Raw genomic sequence first — 16,706 nt, forward strand, 5'->3', positions numbered from 1 at the left:
AAAAAGAAAGGTGCTCCAGCAGCCATTACATTGGCCTTTGGAACACCTTTCGATATCAAAGGAAATATTAAAATACCTTCGCAATATTTGCTTCATTCTCACCTGCAAGAATGGTGTATTCTTTGGTCAACAGATTAGCTTCAAGCTTCGCCACACTGTTTTCATTTTTCCAAGTGATGTTCAGCTCATTCTCACTACCTTGTTCAATCTTGATCTCACCATTAAAAGCTGGACAGCTATTTCTGAATTTCAACAATGCGAACAGCTTTTGAACAACAGGACGTTGTACCTCAGCAGCAATTTCATCTTTAGAATAATAATGGCGGTTAATATTGCGTCCTTCTTTTGTGCTTTCGAGCAGCTCAATATCATTCTCGCCAGCGAATAGACCAACATAATAAATCTGTGGAATACCAGGGGCGAAGCACTGAATAGCTCTGGCCAAAAGATACGCCTGATCATCATTGCCAAGTGCAGAATAATAAGTGCAGTTAATTTGATAAATATCCAGATTATTATAAGCGGCGGAGCTATATTTTTTCTTAACATTTGCTCCTTGACTATATAGGCTTTCTCTGGTCATTTCAGCTTCTCCGTCGGTCATCAGATCCTTAACATCCACTACGCCAATGCCGTCATGTGTATCCAGGGTAGTGAATTGTTTTCTCGGACAGATTTCCAGCCAATGCGCAAGCCGATTTACTTTTCCACTATATAGAGCATGTAATACCAACATTGGCAGGGCGAAATCATAGACATAATAATCCTTGTCTGCAATCTTCAATTGAATGCTGTAATGCTCATGGATTTCCGGAAGAACAGTTACGCCATAAGGCTCCACTACTTCTTTAGACAAATTCAACATTTCCCAAATATCCGGTTCTACGAAAAAACAGTTGGTACCCATCTTTTTGTTGGCATAGGCAAAAGCGTCCAGCCGGATAATCGATGCTCCTTTATCAGCAAGGAAGGTCAGATTGTCTTTTACGAATTTCTTCGTAGTTTCCGTAGTCACGTCCAGATCGATCTGCTGCTCATCAAACGTACACCAAACCTTTTCTTTCGTCCCATCTTTAAAAGTAACCTCTACGTATGGCGCCCGCGGTTTACGTTTATAAATTAAATCCACATCAACCTCAGTTGGTTCACCGTTAGGCCAGAAATCCTTGTAACGAATAAATAAATCCTTGTATTGCGATGCATCCTTCTTCTCAAGGAAATCTTGAAAGTATGGAGACTGCTGTGAAATGTGATTGATCATGAAATCATACATCATGTAGAACTTCTCGCTCATCTCTTCGATTTCCGCCCAGTCGCCAAAAGCCGAATCAACCTTGGTATAATCCATCGGAGCAAATCCCCGGTCGCCCGAAGAGGGGTAAAACGGCAATAAATGAACCCCACCCACGACTCCTTGCAAGTGTGTATCCAGTACTTCGTTTAGTTCTTTTAAATTGTTTCCCATGCTATCTGCGTAAGTGATAAGCATAGCTTCATTTTTAATCTGCATATTGGAGTTCTCCTTCTATTTCAATTTATACACTCTTGCTTCATAAGGTCTGAGAAATCATCAAACTAATGTAATTTATGAAAGCGTTATCCTAACAATCTTGTTCCTCCCTAGATGAAGGTTTATTCAAAACCAATTTTATAGATGCGCAAATAATATGTCAAACGTTTTCATATAATTAAATCAATAAAATATAGGTATAATGATTGATTTTTAATATTATATACAAATATTTGTGGTAACGTATAACATATCTATTATAACTATCAGAAACTATCTATGCTTTTACAATTGTTAGTCTCGATTAGTGTCAACAATCCAAGAAAGTTGTAGAATATAGATTAGAGCATTTTATGAAACGGGGATGAGGGTATGGCAAGTATTAAAGATGTTGCCAAGGAGGCGGGCGTTGCTGTAGCTACCGTGTCCAGAGTAATGAACAACCGGGGATATATCAGCAAAGAGACGCGTAAAAAAGTTGAAAAAGCGATGGACGCCTTAGATTATCATCCTAATCAAATCGCCAGAGCCTTACAGAAGAATCAATCCTTTTTTATTGGGATTATTGTTCCAGATTCAAATCACCCTTTCTTTTCCGATCTCATCAAGTATGTTGAAATGAGTGCTAATGAAAAAAACTATAAATTGCTAATATGCAATTCTCTTGACGATCCTGAGAAGGAAGCCAACTATATTAGCATGCTTCGCCAGAATCAAGTAGATGGCATTATCATGTGCAGCCACACCATGAATATTGAAAGCTATAAAAAGGTCCCTTTCCCTATTGTCTCTTTTGACCGTTTTATTTCCTCCAATATCCCTTGTGTGGGATCGGATAATTACCGCGGTGGTGAGCTAGCTACCGAACATTTGATACAGCTGGGCTGTAAACGGTTGCTACATATCTCCGGCCCGCTAGATCTGGATATTCTAGCGAATCGTCGTCGGGATGCTTTTGTCATCACAAGTATGAAACATGGTGTAACTTACGATATTATCGAAGGCGCGCACAACAAGCTTACCTTTGATTATTTTTGGTCCTTTGTCACCGAAAATATCTCTCCGGCCCAACTTCGAGAATATGATGGAGTATTTTGCAGTAATGATATTGTGGCTTATGCTTTATACATTTATGCTGAACAGCAAGGCATTCGAGTGCCCGAGCAACTGAAAATCATCGGTTATGATTACCACAGCTTTACCCGCATGCTTCAGAGTCCTAAATTGACTACCATTATGCAACCTAGTGATCGGATCGGGGTCATGCTGACCAATACTCTCCTGCAAATGATCGAAAGTGCTGACGGAGAGCTAATCAACAACACTACTGTAGACGTAACTCTCATTAAAGGAGAGACTACTTAACGTATCTATTAAAAAGGTAGACTACCGTAATTAGCGGTGGCCTGCCTTTTTTGTATTGCTTCATTAATAACGACTTTCAGGAATAACGGCTTTTAGGGCGATTTTTGTAACAACTTCCGCTTCTCAGAATATGCTGATTGGGCAGGTTCCCATTTTTCAAAGGAATGAACAGGAGAAGTTCAAGGAGGAGATATAGAAATATGCCTGATTACAGACCATTTAAAGGCGATGCTATCCTAAACAAGCATGGAAGGATCAGCAGTCCTATTAGAAAGAGGGAGTGTAACGCACTATTAAAAATAGTCACTGATCTCTCTGCAGTGGTACCCCCCGTACTTACGAATCCCACAACACTTCATATTGCCAATCTACAAAGAGTGTTAAGAGAATTATTGGAATTCTTGCATACCTCTAAGTTATGCAGTCCTTTTAGAACTGAGCTACTTTCTGTAGTAGAGATAACCATTGTATCGACCGAAGTCAGTCCCTTCTCTGTCGTAAGCGTGGGCACCAATCTTCAACTGTTGTTAGCTGAGTTATTATCTTTTATTCTCGCCACGAAGATTGACTCTAATTGTAAAGATCAGTTGATTATTCAGATCAGACATATTCAAGCTTCTATTACACAAGCAATCGGATTGCCTATTAAAGGTGTGACTGGACCTCAAGGGCCACAGGGACCACAGGGTCCGCAAGGAGCGCAAGGGGTTCCGGGCGCAAAGGGAACCACAGGGGCAGGGCTGCAAGGAATTGTTGCTTTTAATCCTGCACTAAGCCCTACTTATCCAGCAGGTCAAGTAGTAACCTTTAATGGCAGTACCTATATTGCTATTGTTGCTGGACCAACGGGAACACCTGGAAGTTCACCAGACTATTTATTAATTGCTGGTGGCTCCACAGGCCCCCAAGGACCGCAAGGACCACAAGGCCCTCAAGGAACGCCTGGACTTCAAGGACCTCAAGGTCCGCAAGGGGTAGGGCTGCAAGGAATTGTAATCTTTAATCCTGCACAAAGTCCTACTTATCCAGCAGGTCAAGTAGTAACCTTCAATGGCAGCACCTATATTGCTACTGTTTCTGGACCTACTGGAATACCTGGAAGTTCACCAGATTACTTGTTAATCGCTGGTGGTGCGATGGGACCTCAAGGACCACAGGGTGTGCAAGGGATTCAAGGACCAACAGGTGCGCAAGGACCAGCGGGTCCAGGCGTAGGAGCAACTGGAGCGACGGGCTCGACTGGTGCTGCCGGCTTGGCGGGCCCTGCCGGTGCAACGGGAGCGACGGGCGACCCGGGCGCGGTCGGCGTTGCCGGAGCTACGGGGGCAACGGGCGTGACGGGTGATCCGGGCGCGGTCGGCGTTGCCGGAGCTACGGGGGCAACGGGCGTGACGGGTGATCCGGGGGCGGTCGGCGTTGCCGGAGCTACAGGTGCCACAGGGGCGACGGGTGATCCGGGGGCGGTCGGCGTTGCCGGAGCTACGGGGGCCACCGGTGATCCCGGCGCGGTCGGAGCTACTGGCATTACCGGAGTCACTGGTGCAACCGGTAACGGTGCAATTATTCCGCTGGCATCCGGAGGACCTATTATTATGACCACGGTTTTAGGTGGTTTGGTTGGAACAACAAGCCTTGTAGGCTTCGGAAGTTCAGCCACAGGTATTTCGCTTGTTGGCGGTAATATTGATTTGACAGGTACTCTCCTTGGACCGCTTATCAATTTTGCATTCTCAACTCCTCGAGCTGGAGTAATAACTTCCATTGCCGCTTACTTCAGTAATACCATAGCTTTATCGCTGCTTGGTACTACGATAAATGTAACAGCGCAATTGTACCAATCTGCCACACCAAATAACACATTTACTCCTATTCCAGGCGCAACAGTCCCACTTCCACCTATCACCGGTACTATTAATCTTGGAACTTTTGTCAGCGGAATTACGAATGGTATCAATTTTACTGTAACACCACAGACACGTTTGCTTATGGTATTCTCAGCCACCGCTACAGGTCTTACCCTTGTAAATACAGTCACTGGTTATGCAAGTGCTGGCTTTACGATTGTATAATCACTAAAAAAAAGTTAAAAAAGGCATCTGCGATTCCTTTTGAAGGAGGTGGCAGATGCTTTTTTTGTAATATGCGCATTCAACTCTTGATCTTTCGGACTCAGATGCCGCTATTCGTTAATTTATCACTGTTTAGAGAGATTATCGGACCTGAGAGGCGCTATTGGGCAGAAATGGTGCTCAGTAGTGTCTATTTTGTACTAATAACGCCTATGGAGTCCTATAGCAACTCAAAAATAGGAAAATATTGCAAATAAGAGCGCCTGAGTCCGATAGCGAGTCCGTTTACTGGGAGCCATAGCCCGTTTAGTGAGATTCGTACTCCGTTTACTGGGAGCCATAGTCCATTCACTGGGAGTCATAGTCCGTTCACTGGGAACCATAGTCCATTTAGTGAGATTCGTATAGTCCGTTCACTAGGATTCACACTTTGCCACTGTTTGCAAAAACGAACCTCACAACTAATACGATTTCAGCTTATAACAAATACACCTTCAACTTATCGATGACCTCATCGATTTCCGCTGTAGTCGTATATCGTCCCACACTAAAACGAACCGCCCCCCGTCCAATGTTCTCCGACACATGCATAGCCTTTAAAACAGGCGAAATCAACGTTTCACCGGAATGGCACGCCGAGCCAGTTGAAGCCGCCACAGCTTCCAGGGAATCGATAATTTCATGACCCACTGCTCCAAGAAAACTAACGTTAAGGGTGTTAGGCAAGCGCTTGTGTTTATGACCATTCAAATGAATTTTTTCGCCAAAAGACTCCTGCAGTCTTCCATAGAAATACTCCGTAACTTGCTTAACTCTTTTTCTAGAATCAGAGTCAGCAGCAAGCTCACAGGCTTTTCCTAAGCCAATAATGTAGGGTGTATTTTCTGTCCCCGCTCTTCGCCCCTGTTCATGGCCCGCACCGTGTATCAAAGGCTCAATGTGAATGCCGTCCCGAATGTACAGTGCTCCAATGCCTTTGGGCGCATATAATTTATGGCCTGCAAGCGTTAGAAAATCCACCCCTAAATCCGCTACATCGAGGTCTACTTTTCCCGCAGACTGTGAAGCATCTGTATGAATAAGAACACCCCGTTCGTGGCAGACCTCAGCTATTTCCTTGATCGGCTGGATCGTACCCGTTTCGTTATTAGAGTGCATGATGGAGACCAGAATGGTTTGGTCCGTGAGCTGCTTTTTCACATCGTCAACCTGCACCATTCCATACGAGTCAACAGGTACATAAGTCAGGTTGTATCCCATCTGCTCCAGGTACTGACAAGGTTTAATTACCGCTGGATGCTCAATAGCAGACAGGATAATGTGATTACCTTTATGGCGATACGTTTGGGCTACTCCTTTAATGACAGTATTATTAGACTCACTACCCCCACTGGTAAAAAGCACCTCACCCGGCGCACAATTCAGGAAATCAGCCACCTGTGTTCTTGCCTGCTCTATTCCGAGTTTAGCTTCCCGCCCCAAAGAATGACTGCTTGAAGGATTCCCAAAATGACCGTAAAGATAAGGGATCATAACCTCTGCTACTTCCTTATCTACTGGTGTTGTAGCGTTGTAATCTAAATAGATCATATTAAGTAAAGCCCCCTTTAACCATAACGCGAAACTTATACTTCTTGATGTTTTAAAAAAGAACGCACAGCAGTCTCAGCTTCATCCAGATTATTCACTTTAAAAGTAACTCTCTCAATGCCTTCATACTGAGTGGACGTATAATCGTATCTAGGGTCGTAGTAATACTCTAGCAGCAGCGCCACAGCTTCGCCGAACAAATCTGCCTGCAAGCATCGCTCGATTTCTGCCGCAATAGGGATATGAATTCGGGATTTAATACTCCGAAATGCAGAAATACATTGTTCCTTGTATTCTTCTGGCCGATAATCCTCAAGGATTTGCTCCACTCTGGCATGCAAAGGCATCTCAATCCAGATCTGCGTTCCGCTCTCTTTTTGCTCGGCCATAAATGGGGGCATTACTACCTTACCAATCTTTTTGCTCTCTGCTTCAAATAGTACATAAGGAGAATCCCCGATCTTAATTAACTCCTCTAAAAGAAGACTATCGAACGTTTTTTGATTGTTCGCACGAAGGCCAATCTCACCAAAAATAGAACCACGATGACCTGCCATCCCTTCCAAATCCAGAACGGGGTAGCCTTGCGCTTTCAGGCGGTGTAACAGATTGGTTTTACCTGTGCCTGTATTTCCGTGAATCACATAAGACTTCGCCTTACATTCATAGGACTCCAATTCGTCGAGCACCCATTTACGATAAGCCTTATAGCCGCCTATCAGCCGGTAAGCATGAATATCCATTAAAGAGAGTACGGTCGCAGTTGTACGGCTGCGCATACCTCCCCTCCAGCAGAATACTGCTTTGTCTCCTTGAATCGCTGCAAATTCTTTGACAAAAGAAGGCAGTTTTGCCGCAGCAATCTCCAAACCACGTTCTTTCGCGGCCTGCACACTTGTCTGTTTATACAACGTCCCTACTTCAGCCCGTTCCTGATCATCAAAAAAGGGAATATTCAAACTATCCGGCAGCGTTGCATCTTTATATTCAGAAGGAGATCTAACATCAATAATGGTGATCTGCTTCTTGTTTTTTAACACTCTAAGTTCTTCCAGTGTAATGTCCTGAAACAATATGCTCTCTCCTCTGGTGGCTAACCTTCATAATTTGCTCTAAGCTGATATACAACAGTTATTCCACAGCAGCTATAACTGTAATCTGACCCGGATGCTCTTCCGTTACCTCTCCGATCAATGCCGCTTCTACCCCTGCATCTACTAACTCTTTTAGCAAATCTTCGCTTTGTTCAGGGGCCACAGAGATCAGCAGTCCGCCAGAAGTCACAGCGTCACATAGAATATAGCGGCTTAGTTGGTCCATCTCTTCCGGATAAAGAATGCTGCCTTCCAGATGGGCAAAGTTATTCTTAGTGCCTCCTGGAACAAATCCCTGTTCCGCAAGCTCTCTTACTCTTGGCAGCATCGGTACATCGCCTTGACGAATGATCAGGCCCGTGCCGCTCCCTTTAGCCATTTCCGAGGCATGTCCCAGTAGCCCAAATCCGGTAACATCTGTACAAGCATGTACATCATAAGGCTCCATGATTTCAGCCGCTTTTTTATTCAAAGTAGACATTACTGTCGTAAGGCGTGTGGTTTCTTCAGGAGATAGCTGATCCTTTTTAATGGAAGTTGTTAAGATCCCCACACCGATAGGCTTCGTTAGAATCAGCTTGTCTCCCACCTTGGCGCCCGCATTCGTTCTTACTTTGTCAGGATGCACAAGGCCCGTAACGGCCAATCCGAATTTGGGCTCTTTATCGTCGATGGAATGTCCGCCCACAAGAGTAGCTCCTGCTTCCTGTACTTTATCCGCTGCACCGCGCAAAATGTCACCGAGAATGCTTTTATCTAAAACAGAAATAGGAAAGGCCACAATATTAAGCACCGTAAGCGGCTTTCCACCCATCGCATAAATATCGCTTAATGCATTGGCTGCTGCAATTTGACCAAATGAATAGGGATCATCCACGATCGGCGTGAAAAAATCAACAGTTTGCACTAACGCTAATTCATCACTTAAACGATACACCCCTGCATCATCACTAGTATCAAGACCTACTAGTAGATCCGGGTTAGGAACAGTTGGTGGCAGACTACGAATAACCTGCATGAGATCGGCGGGACCGATTTTGCAGCCGCAGCCCCCTTTTGAAGATAATGAAGTCAGTTTTATAGTTTCAGCTTGAGACATCATGACTCAGCTCCTTTAGTATGAATTATCTTAATCTTACACGAGTAGATCGCATTGTACAAAATGCAAGAGTAGCAGATGCGTTGCTTACTACGCCTCCTTCTATACACTTACCTTCACTACTTAGGGCCTACAGTTCTTTCCCACGTCGGGTGAGCTATATTTGGTGCTGTGGTAGGGTAGGGACATTAAGTAGCGTTCTAGGTACAATATGCTTGTAAATGTTCAACATCCATCGGTTAGTAAAATAACCAAAGGCTGGCTCATTCGTAGATTTCACTACGGATAAGCCAGCCTTTAATTGGATGTCCATTATATTAGGGAAATCCTTCCTAATGTTCATCGATAATCGCTTTAAAATGAGGTTTTTAGGGAATTCCTCCCTAAAAATTCATGCAAATACCCATTTATGGCTAAAAACATCCTATTATTAGGGAGGATTTCCCTAATCTACGTTCTAGGAGCCATACTCTCCTTCATTTTAGGGAGAATTCCCCTAAAGTTCTTCCCAGAAAGACGACCCATAGCCAGCTCATTCCGCCCTGGCTATGGGTCGTCTTTTTTCTCACTTAAACCCTTCGCTTGTGAAGGTCTCCCAATAGATCAGCTAATCTGCTGAGTACCCTGCTGCTTCTCTAAGAAACGTTGAAGAATCGCATTGAATTGCTCCGGTTGGCACAGATTACTTGGATCTAATGCGTTCGGAATAATCGCCAACTGCGCCTGCGGCAGCTGAGACACCATTTCCTTCATACAATTCACTCCAAATTCATTAAAGTCCCCCACAATACATAATGCAGGACGTTTAAAAGCCTTTAAACATCTGGTGTAATCAACATGGCTCGTAGCCAGCCTTTGCCGATATAACTCCCGGGGGCGTTTGTCCAGCAGTCCTCTTCTAATCTCATTGTAGGCCAGACTCCAGCGCTCTCGGTACATCATCCGAATCGAAGGCAACACCAGCTCGCTTGGGAGATAATACATTAGTAAACTGCAATATGCTGCCATAGTTTGTATTTTCCCTACTATTGTTGATCCGTGAGTCCTACAAAAGCTATCCGCGACCACAATGGCTTTTACACGCTCAGGATATTGTTTGGCAATATGCTGAACGACTAAGCCACCATAGGCGATTCCTACAAAAACTGCTTCACGGATACCTAGGTCATTCAACAGCATAATCAGATCCAGACATTGCGTCTCAATAATCTCATGTGGGGCCTCCAGCAGTTTACCAGACTTGCCATTCCCCCGTAAATCGCACAAAATCACTTTATATTTATCGGAAAAATACTCCAGCTGTGGTTTGAACATACTGTGTGTTAATCCATGTCCATGGATAAACACAACCGGAGTGCCAGTTCCATTGATTTCATAATAGAGCGAAGTTCCGTTCAGTTTAGCGATAGGCAAAGGTAACACCTCTTTCATAATAAATTCTACGACCATATCTGCTTAAAAACGCAGCAAAAAACCACAGAGGGATTCTCTGTGGCTATTCATCACTAAACACGCCATTCATCCTCTCTCCATACGCTTACGAGGTTAGCTGTCGGATTCGGGCAGTGAGAGTTGCCCTACCTGCAGGGATGCATATTATGCACCCGGAACAGGATTCACCCCATAACCAGTGCCGACTCTCACATCGGCTGCCAGTTGTTGGTTCCCCCGCTTTCCAGAAACGGAAATTAAGCGGATTGCTTATGTAATTGTAAATTTAAGATAATTCTCAGTTCTGAGATGAATCATACTCTTGTAAGGTTTTCTTGTAAAGGAGGGCTCTGGTCAAAATAATGTTGAAAGCAATGCTTTTCATTTCATATTAAGCATACTCTTCATTTTCTCTTTCTTTTGCTCTTGTTTACTCGTTTTCTTTAGAAAAACTGCTCTGAAGCAAGCGAAAAAGGGGGTGATTCACCAGTACTTTCCTATTTAATAAGAAACGACAATCTTCAATACCAATATTGGGCCAGTTTCTGTACCTTGGGGTGTTCGTCGTTTCTATGTCCCCGATCCGTTTGGCAAGCTTGTTAATATTATTTCACATGAACAGCACGAATGATTTCATAAAAAAGAAAAAAGCTAAGCAGAATCAGAGATATCCCCCTGTCCACTTAGCTTCCTTTTACAATACTATGGCTACAAAAGATCGGCGTTTTTCAATGCATGCTCCCAGCTTGGAAAAAAGAACAGCGCACTTCTCATAAGCTCTGGGTCGCTTTGCTTTACTTGTTTTTTACTGATCGAGCTTCCGTCGCTTTGCAGCTTTTTGATCCGACTTAATACTTCATCAGCCTCCAAAGGAATTTCCATTGAAACACTCCTTTCTCAGTGACCTGTTTCCCTTCATTTTCTCCATAATATGTTTATTTATTCCGTACTCTTAATTTCCCCAGATTAAACCATCTGATAGATGGGTTGTTCAGCAATGAACCGGGTAGGAAGCATGGGATATTTGTCTGCTAAGATTTCAGCTAAATATTTCATCCCCGGCGCTTCACTCTCCGCATGACCTAACATGATGAGCGCTTTAGATCTGCCTTGGTGCCCTGCATCCCGCACATATTCCGGAGTCTCCCACTCTGGTCCCTCTCCAGCGATAATTAAATCAAGATTGTGATCATTAAAAAGCGGAATAGCCATCATCCCGCCTCCTCTGTAACCTACTAATATCCCTACGCGTTTGCAGGACAGAGACAGGTCACCAGCAGCACGTACATAAGAGATGCCTAGCTTACTTTTAATATACTGAGCAGCTTCCATTACAGTCATAGCAGGAATAGTGAGAATCGTAGCAGCCGCTTGCTGCTCTTCCACATAGTCTGACCAATCCAGCTCTCGCAGCAAGCCCATCATAATCCCATCCGGCTCTTGCCGATGCCAATAATCATGATAACGAAAAATAGCTATTGGGGAATGTTCGATCAGACTTTTTTTCGCATGATAAACCGGATCACCTTCTAACCACTCGCTCGCTGCATGATGGCTATAAAATACACCTTCATGCGTGATCAGCAAATTGGCTCCTAACGCTATTGCTTGCTCCACAATATTTTGTGTGGCAGAGAAGGCCGTAATAATCCCTGTGACTTCAGTTTCCGGTTCCCCTGGGTTCAGAATATCCACAGTCCCTTCTACCTGTTCCACAGTTCCCATTAAATCTTTCAAAATCGCTCTAATCGTGAGGCTCACTATCATCATCCCTCGAATCGAAATCTAATAAATCTTTCTGCCTTTAAGATCCTCAATTCCGCTCTTACGGTAAAAATACGTATTGATCCGATCTCTCCATTCCTGCGCATGCTCTGCTTGCTCTTCAAGACGTTGCTTCACTTGCACATACAATCCACTATCCATGCTGCCTTCAAGTGATTCCCATGTTGCTAGAAGCTGTGCAGCCTGCTCTGCCCCCTCGAAATGAGTATCGTAGATATGTTGTATAACCGTTTGCCCCGATTGCAGAACATGCGTGTATGGAACATGATGGAAGAACAGCAGCAGCTCTTCTGGACAAGACGCTAGATTCTCATAATTTGATGCATTGAGACCCATATACTGTCCGCTATACCCCGTTCCCGATTTGACTGAACGATCCACACCAATGCCCTTATGATCCGCATAATGGTACGTTCCCCACTTGGCGTATTCATATCCATCCACATTCGGCCCATAATGATGATCCGGATTAACCATCCAGCCCACACCTAATGGAGCTGTGTAAGATTCGTAAATCCTCCATGAGTCCATTAACATCCCGCGAATAGCAGCCACTAGACCTTCATCAGTGCCAAAGGTAAGGCGAATCCATTCCTCAGCTATTTCTTTTGCCGTCAGCTCCGGATTCCAAATTAATCTCCCATATCCATACAGATTAGCTTGAGCTAACCCGTGCCCCGTCCAGTTCATGTCATCCCCGACATTAGTTACAGCAGCCACACCATTATATTTATTTCCCCACACCGATCCGTCCACAATATGTTTCACAAGTGTAGTTTGCCCTTTGGCATAAGTATTGAAATCAAGGACTTCTTTCCACTGTGGAACGAGATAACAGAGATGCCGCTGCTGCCCTGTATATTCTTGAGCAATCTGAAACTCCATCAGATGATTGGTATGTTCCAGTGCGCCAAACAGCGGAGATACCGGTTCTCTGACTTGAAAATCCATCGGTCCATTCTTGATTTGCAGCACTACATTATCATTAAATCGGCCATCCAATGGTTTGAAATGATCATACGCTGCTCTGGCCCGATCTGTCTTACGGTCACGCCAATCCTGCTTGCAGTTATATACGAAACAACGCCAAATCACGATTCCGCCAAACGGCTCCAGTGCTTCTCCCAGCATATTAGCGCCATCGGCATGGTCACGCCCGTAAGTGAATGGTCCTGGTCGATTTTCTGAATCCGCTTTGACCACAAACCCGCCAAAATCAGGGATCACTCGATAAACCTCACCCGCCTTATCTTTCCACCATTGCCGCACCGCTGGGTCCAGTGGATCAGCTGTCTCCAATGCTCCGATCTGTATCGGACTGGCGAAGTTAGCACTGAGGAATAGCTTAATTCCGTATACGCGGAATATTCCTGCAATTAACGCGATATCAGGCAAATATTGCTCCGTTATAAATAGAGATTCAAGCTCATGAACATTCACATTGTTAATTGAAATCGCGTTGATCCCCACAGAGGACATCAATCTGGCATAATCACGCAGCCGCTTTGTATCGTTAAGAAATTGATTGGACTCGTAAAAAAAGGACCGTCCAGCATAGCCACGTTCAATACTGCCATCAAAATTATCCCAGTGATTAATCATTCGCAGGCCGTTCACCGGATTCATAGACAAATTCAGAGCGTCTATCTCGCTTTCTGTTCCTATCAGCCGTAACAGATGGAATACGCCATACAATATTCCAACAGGCGTTGAAGCACCGACAGCGATACATTGCTCAGTAGCGTTTGTACGTATAAGGAAACCTTCAGGACCCAGTGAATGGGTTCGTTCTCCTGCGAATACTCTACTAATTAATGGATTCCCCCCTTGGAAGGTTCCTATAACGATACACGGTCCTTCAGGTTTCGCTGTGAGCAGTGGCGCTTTGCCCAGCATAGAGGTCATCCCCTGTATGAATTCCGCGGCTGCCGCCTGAATCGTCTCGTTGTCCTCCGTTACTACCAACTCAACACACCAATCTATATATTGATTGTATAGAGATCCTGATTTCAGCTGACCATAATTGAGCCAAGCCTCATAAGCGGTATTTGTCATGTTTATTCCTCCCGTATAAATAACCCGCCCTGGATTGAAAAGGACGGGTTCATGATTCGCAAGCTTGAGCAGGTTACCCGCTCTATGATTTGGTGACAGCGTTAAGCAATTGGTGATACGCTCGCTTAGGATTATGCTGCTCATCGAATAGAAATGGCCAATTTTTCCGTCCCCGAACAGGGAAGCCGTCCAGCCATGTATAGTCATCCGCTGCTCCCCAGAAAGTGACTGAGCTAATCACGTCGCGGTATTCTTTCAACAGAGCAAACATCGCTTCATAGCGCTCTGCCTGCAGCTCGAGCAGTTCGGCAGGTGCGACCTTTAAATCCATTCGTTTGTCATCGAAACGGAACATGGACACATCCAGCTCTGTCAATTGGAGCTGAAGCCCTAAAGATGCATACTTCTCAATAGCAGCACGTATATCGTCTAAGCTCGGATCGTATAGATTCCAGTGGGCTTGCAATCCGACGCCATGGATCGGCACTCCTTGTTCCAGCAGCGACTTCACCATTTTATAGATTTTGTCGCGCTTAAGTGGATTAGACTCGTTATAGTCGTTGTAGAATAATAAAGCCTTAGGATCGGCTTCATGAGCGAATTCAAACGCTTTGCCGATAAACTCCGGTCCGACAATATCCAGCCACTTTGACTGGCGAAGAAGTTCTTCTCCTTCATCTGCAATAACTTCATTTACAACATCCCAAGCATAGATATCTTCCTTGTAACGCCCAACCACGGTCTGAATATGTGATTTGAGCCGTGCAAGCAATGTCTCTTTGCTTACACACCCGCCCTTCTTATCCTCAAACAACCAGTCCGTAGTCTGGTTATGCCAGACTAAAGTATGCCCACGCATAGCCATATGATGTTTTCGGGCGAACGCAACCAACTGATCTGCTAGTTTAAAGTTATAACTGTCTTCAAGCGGATGCAGACTTTCAAACTTCATCTCATTCTCAGCGGTAATGCTATTGAAATGATAGGCGAGCAAGTGCTCCTGTGATTTTATCGTCATCAGGTTAACGGCTGCACCAATTTTGAAATCCTCAGCAAATATTGTTTTTAGTGCAGGTTCTGTGTAATCACTAGCTTGTCTCAACAAGTTCCCTCCTGACAAAAGCATTTATATCAGTATTCGAATAATTAAGACTGATAATCGAACCAATCGAAGTAGGCAGGCACCTCAGCCACCTTGCCATGACCTGTTGCATATAATCCGATAAGAACACCCGTAAATCCATTTCCTTTTACGGCTTGAGGAGATAATGGATACGCTGCTGCTGTTGATAGCTTATTCCACTCCTGCCCATCCAAAGAATAAAGGAAGCTGTATTCGGTAAGCTCAGCCTTAACTTTCAAATAAATTCGCTCGGCAGTAGTTGGAACCTCTGCCACTGTATGGGTTACTCCATCCATAGTCACATGAGCTGTAATCACTTTTTGCCCGTTTTTTTGAACAAGTCCAATTTCATAATGAGCATTTTCATCTAATCTGGCGCAAAGTCCAGCTTCCACATCAGCAATAGATGAAGGCATTTCAAGCAGCGTGCTCCATTCTGCCGAAGTATGCTGCTGTCTTCTGCCTACAAAAGCCACTTGGCCTACTTCACTGAGACCTGCAGATTGTCCTCGAAGAGATAACCATCCCTGTCTTTCGTTTAAGGACCAGCTTCCCTCAGCCGGATTCCGCAGAAAGGCTAATCCCAGCGGCAATACTTGATCATCAAAATCATATCTTCCACTAGTCTCAGGTTTTGGCGATTGACCAGGTACACGTGAAACCTTCATTTCCAGTCCAACTGTGTCTTCATTATTATCGATCATCGGCCATCCGTCTTCAGTCCAGCTTACCGGAGCAAGGAAAGTCTCTCTTCCAAGCACAGTGAATTTTGTATCTACTAGTCTTACCCCAAGGAATACGGCCCACCAATCCCCGTTACGATCCTCAATCAAATCGGCATGCCCTAAATACTGAATGGGATTGTCAGTACCGCTGTGCGTCAATATTGGATACGGCAATCGTTCAAACGGTCCATATGGAGAGGAGCTGCGGCCAATGATCTCCCGATGTTCCTTAGCCGTTCCTCCTGAAGCCGTCATGATATAGTACATTCCATTTATTTTGTACAAATGAGGGCCTTCCGTCCAAGGTCCGCCATCCCCAGTCCAGATGACAACTGGTTCTGTTAATGCTGCTCCCGTAGCGATATCTATCTCATATTGGATGGCATGGGAGTCATAATCTGCCCCCTGCTGGGTGGTTACATATACTTTTCCATCCTCATCAAACATTAGAGAAGGATCAATTCCTCCATAAGGAATACTAATCGGATCTGACCACGGACCCGCAGGGTCCGTAGCCGTAACATAGAAATTCCCTTTCCCGTGTACTTCGGTCGTTATCATGTAAAACGTTCCTTCATGATAGCGGATCGTTGGTGCAAATATCCCTCCAGAGCTCTTGCTTTTACGAGTATCCAGCTGACTTACACGATTGAGCACATGACCTATTTGTGTCCAGTGAATCAAATCCTGACTATGAAAAATAGGTACGCCAGGGAAATACTCAAAGGAGCTGCAAACTAAATAGTAGTCATCCCCTGCCCGAGTGATACTTGGATCAGGATAGAAGCCTGGAAGTATCGGATTCGTGTATGTGATTGAAGATGGGGTCATAATTTAACAGACAACCTTCCTATTACTTA

12 protein-coding genes, 1 pseudogene and 1 riboswitch are annotated in these 16,706 nt (G+C 44.5%); of the genes and pseudogenes, 3 read left to right on the forward strand and 10 right to left on the reverse strand.

The window, feature by feature from the left end; all coding sequences use genetic code 11:
• Positions 1–67: 67 nt before the first annotated feature.
• Positions 68–1,510 (reverse strand): sucrose phosphorylase, encoded by a 1,443-nt coding sequence (gtfA, locus tag NSQ91_RS27155; RefSeq protein ID WP_248549574.1) that lies wholly within the window; start codon positions 1,508–1,510, stop codon positions 68–70.
• Between the two features lie 372 nt (positions 1,511–1,882).
• On the opposite strand from gtfA, the gene NSQ91_RS27160 reads away from it, so the two are divergent.
• Both NSQ91_RS27160 and NSQ91_RS27165 read left to right on the forward strand, forming a co-directional pair.
• On the forward strand, positions 1,883–2,875 hold the full coding sequence (locus NSQ91_RS27160; RefSeq protein ID WP_076128039.1) for a LacI family DNA-binding transcriptional regulator: 993 nt from the start codon (positions 1,883–1,885) through the stop codon (positions 2,873–2,875).
• A 200-nt stretch (positions 2,876–3,075) separates the two neighbouring features.
• The gene (locus NSQ91_RS27165) at positions 3,076–4,944 is read left to right on the forward strand and encodes an exosporium glycoprotein BclB-related protein (RefSeq protein ID WP_340920713.1); all 1,869 of its coding nucleotides are present in this window, start codon (positions 3,076–3,078) and stop codon (positions 4,942–4,944) included.
• Between the two features lie 477 nt (positions 4,945–5,421).
• On the opposite strand, the gene NSQ91_RS27170 is transcribed toward NSQ91_RS27165, so the two are convergent.
• The 4 genes from NSQ91_RS27170 to NSQ91_RS27185 all read right to left on the reverse strand — a co-directional run bounded on the left by NSQ91_RS27170 (position 5,422) and on the right by NSQ91_RS27185 (position 10,140).
• Positions 5,422–6,534, reverse strand: a complete 1,113-nt coding sequence (locus tag NSQ91_RS27170; RefSeq protein ID WP_076194132.1) for a cysteine desulfurase family protein — start codon at positions 6,532–6,534, stop codon at positions 5,422–5,424.
• A 35-nt stretch (positions 6,535–6,569) separates the two neighbouring features.
• On the reverse strand, positions 6,570–7,607 hold the full coding sequence (mnmH, locus tag NSQ91_RS27175) for a tRNA 2-selenouridine(34) synthase MnmH (protein WP_076304958.1): 1,038 nt from the start codon (positions 7,605–7,607) through the stop codon (positions 6,570–6,572).
• Between the two features lie 58 nt (positions 7,608–7,665).
• Positions 7,666–8,727, reverse strand: a complete 1,062-nt coding sequence (gene selD, locus NSQ91_RS27180) for a selenide, water dikinase SelD (RefSeq protein WP_076184790.1) — start codon at positions 8,725–8,727, stop codon at positions 7,666–7,668.
• A 603-nt stretch (positions 8,728–9,330) separates the two neighbouring features.
• On the reverse strand, positions 9,331–10,140 hold the full coding sequence (locus NSQ91_RS27185) for an alpha/beta fold hydrolase (protein WP_076184791.1): 810 nt from the start codon (positions 10,138–10,140) through the stop codon (positions 9,331–9,333).
• A 105-nt stretch (positions 10,141–10,245) separates the two neighbouring features.
• Positions 10,246–10,432, reverse strand: a riboswitch (cyclic di-AMP (ydaO/yuaA leader).
• 246 nt (positions 10,433–10,678) lie between these two features.
• Here NSQ91_RS27185 and NSQ91_RS27190 point away from each other — a divergent pair.
• Positions 10,679–10,789: pseudogene (locus tag NSQ91_RS27190) on the forward strand (glyoxalase); the annotation flags it as partial.
• A 77-nt stretch (positions 10,790–10,866) separates the two neighbouring features.
• Here NSQ91_RS27190 and NSQ91_RS27195 read toward each other — a convergent pair.
• The 5 genes from NSQ91_RS27195 to NSQ91_RS27215 form a co-directional block, all read right to left on the reverse strand.
• Positions 10,867–11,040 carry a hypothetical protein gene (locus tag NSQ91_RS27195; protein WP_169744809.1) on the reverse strand — a complete coding sequence of 58 codons (174 nt, stop codon included), beginning with the start codon at positions 11,038–11,040 and terminating at the stop codon, positions 10,867–10,869.
• Between the two features lie 84 nt (positions 11,041–11,124).
• Complete coding sequence (locus NSQ91_RS27200) at positions 11,125–11,919, reverse strand: Nif3-like dinuclear metal center hexameric protein (RefSeq protein ID WP_370510796.1); 795 nt, start codon at positions 11,917–11,919, stop codon at positions 11,125–11,127.
• Between the two features lie 24 nt (positions 11,920–11,943).
• Entirely contained in the window at positions 11,944–13,998 is a 2,055-nt protein-coding gene (locus tag NSQ91_RS27205; protein ID WP_340920719.1) for an alpha-glucuronidase family glycosyl hydrolase, read from the reverse strand.
• 82 nt (positions 13,999–14,080) lie between these two features.
• On the reverse strand, positions 14,081–15,100 hold the full coding sequence (locus NSQ91_RS27210; RefSeq protein ID WP_256716581.1) for an endo-1,4-beta-xylanase: 1,020 nt from the start codon (positions 15,098–15,100) through the stop codon (positions 14,081–14,083).
• A 44-nt stretch (positions 15,101–15,144) separates the two neighbouring features.
• A complete protein-coding gene (locus NSQ91_RS27215; protein WP_076304961.1) occupies positions 15,145–16,677 on the reverse strand; it encodes a glycoside hydrolase family 43 protein in 1,533 nt (510 codons plus the stop codon).
• Between the last annotated feature and the right edge of the window lie 29 nt (positions 16,678–16,706).

Origin of the sequence: Paenibacillus sp. FSL R7-0048 (assembly GCF_038004505.1) — a bacterium.
In the GTDB taxonomy this organism is placed as follows: Bacteria; Bacillota; Bacilli; order Paenibacillales; family Paenibacillaceae; genus Paenibacillus_AQ; species Paenibacillus_AQ odorifer.